Origin of the sequence: Burkholderia sp. Ac-20379 (assembly GCF_017104645.1) — a bacterium.
Classification (GTDB): domain Bacteria; phylum Pseudomonadota; class Gammaproteobacteria; order Burkholderiales; family Burkholderiaceae; genus Burkholderia.
Genome location: NZ_JAAGPF010000358.1, coordinates 1 through 7278, shown reverse-complemented (window position 1 = coordinate 7278; position 7278 = coordinate 1). Strand labels below are relative to the sequence as shown.

7 protein-coding genes are annotated in these 7278 nt (G+C 70.9%); 3 read left to right on the top strand and 4 right to left on the bottom strand.

What is annotated here, in order from left to right; all coding sequences use genetic code 11:
* Window positions 1–126: 126 nt before the first annotated feature.
* Together G3N92_RS28815 and G3N92_RS35575 are read right to left on the bottom strand one after the other, a co-directional pair.
* A complete protein-coding gene (locus G3N92_RS28815; protein WP_206130978.1) occupies window positions 127–813 on the bottom strand; it encodes a M24 family metallopeptidase in 687 nt (228 codons plus the stop codon).
* On the bottom strand, window positions 810–2183 hold the full coding sequence (locus G3N92_RS35575) for a 2Fe-2S iron-sulfur cluster-binding protein (RefSeq protein WP_206130977.1): 1374 nt from the start codon (window positions 2181–2183) through the stop codon (window positions 810–812). The genes G3N92_RS28815 and G3N92_RS35575 overlap by 4 nt, the downstream gene beginning before the upstream one ends.
* A gap of 128 nt (window positions 2184–2311) precedes the next feature.
* On the opposite strand from G3N92_RS35575, the gene G3N92_RS28805 reads away from it, so the two are divergent.
* Window positions 2312–3196 carry an ArgP/LysG family DNA-binding transcriptional regulator gene (locus G3N92_RS28805; RefSeq protein ID WP_206130976.1) on the top strand — a complete coding sequence of 295 codons (885 nt, stop codon included), beginning with the start codon at window positions 2312–2314 and terminating at the stop codon, window positions 3194–3196.
* 27 nt (window positions 3197–3223) lie between these two features.
* On the opposite strand, the gene codA is transcribed toward G3N92_RS28805, so the two are convergent.
* Entirely contained in the window at window positions 3224–4468 is a 1245-nt protein-coding gene (gene codA / locus G3N92_RS28800; protein ID WP_206130975.1) for a cytosine deaminase, read from the bottom strand.
* Window positions 4469–4667: 199 nt separating this feature from the next.
* Here codA and G3N92_RS28795 point away from each other — a divergent pair, with 199 nt between their 5' ends.
* On the top strand, window positions 4668–4967 hold the full coding sequence (locus G3N92_RS28795) for a DUF4148 domain-containing protein (RefSeq protein WP_206130974.1): 300 nt from the start codon (window positions 4668–4670) through the stop codon (window positions 4965–4967).
* A 184-nt stretch (window positions 4968–5151) separates the two neighbouring features.
* Here the strand turns inward: G3N92_RS28795 and G3N92_RS28790 are convergent, their stop codons facing one another.
* A complete protein-coding gene (locus G3N92_RS28790; protein ID WP_206130973.1) occupies window positions 5152–6141 on the bottom strand; it encodes a LysR family transcriptional regulator in 990 nt (329 codons plus the stop codon).
* A gap of 209 nt (window positions 6142–6350) precedes the next feature.
* On the opposite strand from G3N92_RS28790, the gene G3N92_RS28785 reads away from it, so the two are divergent.
* Window positions 6351–7278 (top strand): FUSC family protein (locus G3N92_RS28785; protein ID WP_206130972.1); only part of this gene is annotated, 928 nt, incomplete at its 3' end.

Genomic DNA, 7278 nt, shown 5'->3' with positions numbered 1-7278 from the left:
GTCGGCCTCAGCGTAGCCGGCCTCGCGCTCGACGACGCGCGCGTGCTGCGCGTCGCGGCCGGCATCGAGCGCGCGTTCGCCGCCTGAGGCGAGACCCGACGCGCCGCGCCGGCAACGGCGCGAGCCTCAGCGCGCGTCGATCTCGCGCTCCAGCATCAGGTCTTCGTAGAACGCCCCGAAGCCCCGCGTCTTGTGACGGATGTGCATCTCCAGAATCCAGACGTGGGCGCTCGGCACCACGTCCGCCGTCGACAGCGTGCCCGCGAACTTCGGTTCGTGCGGGAAATCGGCGATCCGGTGCCCCGACATGCGCTTCAGGTTCAGCGCCCAGCCCATCGCCTCGGCCTCGCGCGTGGCGAAGTCGTACAGCGCACGGCCCGTGATGCGCTCGGCGCGCCACAGGTCGTGCACCGTCTGCCAGAGCCGGAACACGTCGGCGCGCGCCCGGTGCATCTCGGGATCGCCGCCCACCACGAAGGTTTCGCCCGCATCGCCCTCCCAGCGGTCCCACACCGGGCCGATATCGATGAAGAAGATGTCGTCGGCGGCCAGCACCGTGCCGGGCGCGGACGGGTTGCCGTACTCGCGCACCGTGTTCGCGCCGAACCGCACGATGATCTTGTGCCAGCCGCGCAGCAGGCCGTGCTCGCGCAGCACCGCGCGCGCCACGCGCGTGGCGTCCTCCTCGCGCATGCCCGGCGCGATGCGCGCCGCGATCGCGTGCACCGCCGCGCGGCTGCGGCGGCGCACGTCGAGCATGCCGTCGATGTCGAAATGCGGGCCGACGTCCTCGTAATCCTCGCGCTGCATCATCGCGCCTCCGGTTGCGAACGGGCGGGATCGCCCAATGGGGACGGGCCGGGCAGCGCCACCTCGGCCTGATCGAACGCGTGGCCGAGCCGGAGCTGGCAGGCCAGCCGCGTGCCGGGCGCGGCGTCGAGAAAATCGAGCAGGTCGGCTTCCTCCTCGCCGCGTGCGGCGGCAGGGTCGCCGTTTCGCGCGTGCACCGTCACGGCGCAGGTCGCGCAGACGGCATTGCCGCCGCACAGGTGCTGAAGCGCGAGCCCGCTGCGTATCAGCGCGCCGAGCAAGCGCTGCCCCTCGGCGGCCATCAGATGGCCCCGGCCCCCGTCGGCCCAGCGCAGGTTCAGGCGCACCAGCGCATCGCGCCCGGCATGACGCGCGACAGGCGGAGAAAACGGATCGGCGAAGAAACGCTCGGGCCGCAGGCCGCGCGCGCCGACGAACGCCGCCTTCGCGGCCGCCACCATGGCGGGCGTGCCGCAGGCGTACACGTCGGCATCGTCGAGCGACGCGACATCCGCCATCGCGGCGTCCACCACCGTGCCGCGCCGGAAGCCCTCGACGGCGGCGTCGCCCGACAGCACCGGCACGTAGCGGAATCGCGGATTGGCGGCGGCCCACGCGCGGCAGCGCGCGTCGGCATAGAGATCGGCCGGCGTGCGGCCGCCCCAATAGAGATGCACGGGGCGCTCGCCCGCCCACAGCCGCTCGGCCTCGATCATCGCCGCGAGCGGCGCGAAACCGGTGCCGCCGGCCATCAGCAGCACCGGGCGCGCGGCCGGCGAGCGCCAGCCGAATTCGCCGAGCGGCCCTTCCAGGCCGACGATCGCGCCCACCGCGCGCTGCCCGCCATCCGCGAACAGCCATTCGGTGAAATCGCCGCCCGCCACCTTGCGCACATGCAGTTCGAGCGTGCGCCCGCCGTCGCAGGCGCGCGCCAGCGAGAACGGCTTGTAGCCGTTCGCCGGCCAGCGGATCGCCACGCACTGCCCGGCCTCGTAAGGGAACGGGTTCGCATCGAGCAGACCGAGCCGCACCACGGCGATATCGGCCGCCACCGGCTCGACCGCCTCGATGCGCGCGGCGCGCACCGCGCTCGATGCGTCGCCCGCGTGCGGCATGCGGATCGCGAGATCGGAGCGCGGATAGGTCTGGCACATCAGCACCGGCTGGGGCGCGCCGCCGGGCGGCACGTCGCGCAGCGGGCCGTCGCGGCCGGCGGCGTAGCAGCCGGCCAGCACCTCGCCGCGGCACTGGCCGCAAAAGCCGTCGCGGCACGAGAAGCGGATCGGCGCATCGGCGTTGATCGCCGAGGTCAGCACGTCCTCGTGCGGCCCGGTCGGGAATTGCAACTGCGTGGGGGAGTCCGTTATCTTCACGACTGTTTTTCAATCCGTCGGCATCAGCAATGGCGGAATCTTGCCGCGCCGAAACCCGGGCGGCAATGACCATAAGCCGCCGCGATGCGCGATTCCCCGCGCTTATGCGGCGCGGCACGGAGCCCCGATTGATCGATTCACGCCTGGTGGAAACCTTTCTCGCCGTCTGCAAGGCCGGCAGCTTCGAGCTGGCGGCCGAACGGCTCGGCATCACGCAGCCGGCCGTCTCGCAGCGGATCCGCTCGCTCGAAACCCTGCTCGGCAACCTGCTGGTGGCCCGCACGCGGCCCGTGCTGCCCACCGCCGCGGGCCGCACGCTGCTGCATTACATGGAGCGCGTCGCGCTGCTGGAGGACGAAGCGCTGCGCGAGCTGATGCCCGGCGCGCACACGCCGGCGGAGATCGCCATCGGCGTCAACGCCGACAGCCTCGCCACCTGGTTTCCGGCCGCGCTCGCGGCGGCGTTGCGGCGCGAAACCTATCAGGTCAGGCTGCTGGTGGACGACCAGACGCGCACCCATGCGCTGGTCGAAGCCGGCGACGCGATCGGCTGCGTGACCGGCATCGCGCGCGAGACGGAAGGCCTGCGCTGCGTGCCGCTCGGCGAGATGCCCTACGTGTGCGTCTGCACGCCCGGGTTCGCGGCGCGTCACACGCCCGGCGGCGTGACGGCCGACGCGCTGCGCGCCGCCCCGGCGCTGACGGGCGGCGAGGCCGACGAGGTGCATTTCGCGTTCGTCGCGCGCTACGGGCTTGGGCGTCAGGATTTCCCGCGCCACGCGATTCCGTCGCCGGGCGCGCTGTTCGATCTGATCCGGATGGACGCGGGCTACGGCTGGGTGCCGGTGTCGCACGCCGAAGCGGGCCTGCAAGCCGGCGAACTGGTGCAGCTCGTGCCGGACGTGCACGCCGTCGCGCTGCACTGGCTCATGTGGCTGAACGCGCCGCCGCGGCTGCGCGCGTTCGCCGACACGCTGGCGGCCGCCGCGCAGCAGGCGCTGGCGCGGCGCTGATGCTTCAGCCGAACGCCGGGCGGGCGCTCAGCCCGCCTGCGGATAGGCGATCCGCTCCGGCTCGCGGCGCAGGATCACGCGCCCCGCGCGCACCGACACGAGCGGCTTGACCTGGCGGCGCACCGCGTCGTAATCGCTCGTGGCGTCGAGCACCAGCAGGTTCGCGGACCGCCCCGCCTCCAGCCCGTAGCGCTCGCCGAGCGACAGCGCCTTCGCGCTGTGATCGGTGACGAAATCGAGGCAGCGCTGCAACTCGTCGTAACCCATCATGTGGCAGATGTGCAGGCCGGCGTCGAGCACGCGCAGGATGTTGCCGTTGCCGAGCGGATACCACGGGTCCTGAATCGAATCCTGCCCGAAGCACACGTTGATGCCGGCGCGATCGAGCTCGCCCACGCGCGTCACGCCGCGCCGCTTCGGGAACGTGTCGAAGCGCCCCTGCAGATGGATGCTCTCGGTCGGACAGGAAATGAAATTGATGCCCGAGCGCTTGAGCAGCCGGAACAGCTTCGAGCAATACGCGTTGTCGTAGGAACCCATCGCCGTGGTGTGGCTGGCCGTCACACGCGCGCCCATCCCGCGCACGCGCGCCGCCTCGGCCAGCACTTCGAGAAAACGCGAATGCGGATCGTCGGTTTCGTCGCAATGCACGTCGACGAGGCAGCCGCTGCGCTCGGCCAGCTCCATCAGGAACTGAATCGAGCTCACGCCCTGTTCGCGCGTGTTCTCGAAGTGCGGAATGCCGCCGACCACGTCCGCGCCCATCTCGATCGCGCGCGTCATCAACGCGCGGCCGCCGTCGAACGATTCGATCCCCTCCTGCGGAAACGCGACGATCTGCAGATCGATCAGCCCGCGCGCCTCCGCCTTCACCTCAAGCATCGCCGCGAGCGCGGCCAGCGTCGGATCGGTCACGTCGACGTGGGTGCGCACGTGCTGGATGCCGTGATCGCGCAGCATCGCGATCGCCGTGTGGGCGCGTGCCTTGGTGTCCGCGTGCGTGATGGTGGCCTTGCGCTGGCTCCAGCGCTCGATGCCTTCGAACAGCGTGCCGCTGCGGTTCCATTCGGGGTCGCCCGCCGTCAGCACCGCGTCGAGATGGATATGCGGCTCGACGAACGGCGCGATCGCGAGCCGGCCGCCCGCGTCGATGTCGTCGCCCGATGCCGCGACCGTGCCGTCCTGCGGCACGATCCGCGCGATCGTCGCGCCGTCGAGTTCGAGGGTGTGGAGGCCGCTGCGGCGGCGCAGCGTCGCGTTGACGATCTTCATGGTCGTTCCTGTGATGGGGCGGGCGCGTTCATTCTAATCAATCGACCCCACGCCAAAAATGCGCCGCCACTGTTGCGCGATCCGGAAGGCTGCCCTCCGCGCCGCCCGGTGTTTCCGGCGGCGGCCGCTCCCTACACTGCAGTCATTGGTTCGGCAGTCGCAACAAGGGCGCCGGCCACCCACCCGAAGGAGTCACATCATGAAGAAGATCGTCGTCTCGACCGCTGTCGCCATGCTGATTGCAGCCCCCGCCCTGGCCTTCGCGCAAACCGCGCATCACGGCCTGACCCGCGCCCAGGTGATCCAGGAGCTGGTCGATCTGGAATCGGTCGGCTACTCGCCGTCCAGCGGCAACGATTCGGCCTACCCGGCCGATCTGCAGGCCGCCCAGGAACGTCTCGCGGCCAAGCGTCTGGCCGCGAACCAGGCCGCCAAGCAATCGTACGGCCCGAACGGCGCCGCCGCATCGGAAGCCGGCAAGTCGGTTCAGGCCGACTGAGGCGACTGGCGCATCCGGGCTTCGTCGCTCGGACGATAGCCGCCAGGCAGCGACACGCAGCACAAGCAAACGGCGCGGCCACAGCCCGCGCCGATTTCATTGGGAATCCGAATCGAGAGGAACGGACGCCATGCTTCGAGACGCCCGTTCATTGCCCCGCGCCGCCGCGGCCGGCGGCGGCCGGTCAGCCCGCCGTGCCGGCCTTGACGCGCCGCGACGAGGCCACGGCCGCCTGCATGCGCGCATCGAGCGCGGCCAGCAGCGCTTCGTCGCGCGCGAGGCGATCGGGCATGTCGGCACGCAGGAATTCCACCCAGGTGCGCACCTTCGCATCGACGAAGCGGCGCGACGGATACAGCGCGTAGATGTTCATGCGCTGCAGTGTGTGCTCCGGCAGCACGCGCATCAGCGAGCCGTCGCGCAGCAGGCCGATGGCGGCATACAACGGCAGCATGCCGATGCCCACGCCCTCGCGGATCGCGATCGCCAGCGATTCGGCCGTGTTGGTCTGCAGCGGCCCGCTCACGCGGATCTGCTCGACCTGGCCGGTGCGGCTTTCGAGCAGCCAGTCGTGAGTGGGAAACGCAGGCGTCTGCAGCGTCAGGCAATCGTGCGCGGCCAGCCCGGCCGGATCGGACGGCGCGCCGCGCGAGCGCAGATAGGACGGCGACGCGCACAGGATGCTGAAGGTTTCGCCGAGCTGATGCGAGACGAGTTCGGAATCGGGCAGCGACGACGCCGTGACCACCGCCATGTCGTTGCTGCCGTCGAACAGATCGGGCATGCGCTGCGACAGCGACAGCTCGACGGAAACGTCCGCGTGCTGCTCGCGATACGCGTTCAGCGCGGGCAGCACGTAGTGCTGGCCGATGCTCGCGTAGCTGTGCAGCCGCAGCACGCCGGATGGGCGTTCGTACGCGCCGCTGGCTTCCTCTTCGGCGGTATCGACGTCGGCCAGGATCTGCCGGCAGCGCAGCAGATAGTTCTCGCCGGCCGGCGTCAGCGACAGGCGGCGTGTCGAGCGGTTCATCAGGCGCGTGCGCAGCCGCGCCTCGAGTTCGGAAACGGCGCGCGACATCGCGCCGGTGGTCGAGTTCAGCGACATCGCGGCCGCCGTGAAACTGCCTGCCTCCACCACGCGGGCGAACACCCGCATGTTTTGCAACGTGTCCATTGTTATTCAATACGGCAAAAGAAGGCGGTATTGTCCGCCCACGCTCCTGCCCGATTGTTGCCAGCGCTGCAACTCTGGTTTCCCCTAGGCCGAGTTAATGGCGGAATATCGTCCTCCTACAATCTGCGCCGCAGCGGTCCGGGCTGCGCCGTCGCCCCGGGCCACCTCCGTCGAACCCCGCGCATCCGCCCCACCTCCGCATTGTCGTGATGAAACTCCCGTCCGCGTCAGCCCGCGTTGCCGCCGAAACCCGGCGCTGGTCGGCCCGGCTCGCGCCCGCGGCGCGCTGCCTGCGCGAGTGGGCGTTCTCCGACGGCCTGATCTGGCTCCATCTGGCGAAGACCGTCGCCGCCGCGCTGCTGGCGATGGGCATCGCCATGCGCCTCGAACTGTCGCAGCCGCGCATCGCCATGACCACCGTGTTCGTGCTGATGCAGCCGATGAGCGGCATGGTGTTCGCCAAGGCGTTCTACCGCACGATCGGCACGGTGGTGGGCCTGGCCGCCGCGCTGGCGCTCGGCGGGCTGTTCGCGCAGCAGCCCGAGCTGTACATGGCGGGCATCACGCTGTGGGTGAGCCTCTGCATCGCGGCGGCCGTGCGCAGCCGCCATTTCCGCTGGTACGGCTACGTGCTGGCCGGCTACACGGCCGCGCTGATCGGCATTCCCGCCGTGATGACGCCCGACGCGCTGTTTCTCTCGGCGCTCACGCGCGCAGCCGAGGTGACGGTGGGCATCGTCTGCTCGGCCGCCGTCAGCGGGCTGGTGCTGCCGCTCAGTTCGAGCCGCGCGCTGATGCGCTCGCTGAACGCGCGCCATGCGCGCTTCGTGGCGTTCGCGGCGGCGGCGCTCGGCGGCACGCTGGCGCGCGGCGAGTTCGAGCGGCGCTTCGCCGATTTCGTCGACGACATCGTCGGCTTCGACGCGATCCGCGCCTACGCATCGTTCGAGGATCCGCGCATCCGCGCGCGCAGCCGGCGGCTCGCGCGGCTCAACGGCGAATTCGTCAGCACCTGCACGCGCCTGCATGCGCTGCGCCAGTTGCACCGGCGGCTCGTGCATCGCCGCGCCACGGCTGTGCTGGCCGGGCTCGCGCCGCCGCTGGAGCGGCTCGCGGCCGCGCTGGCGGCGTGCAGAA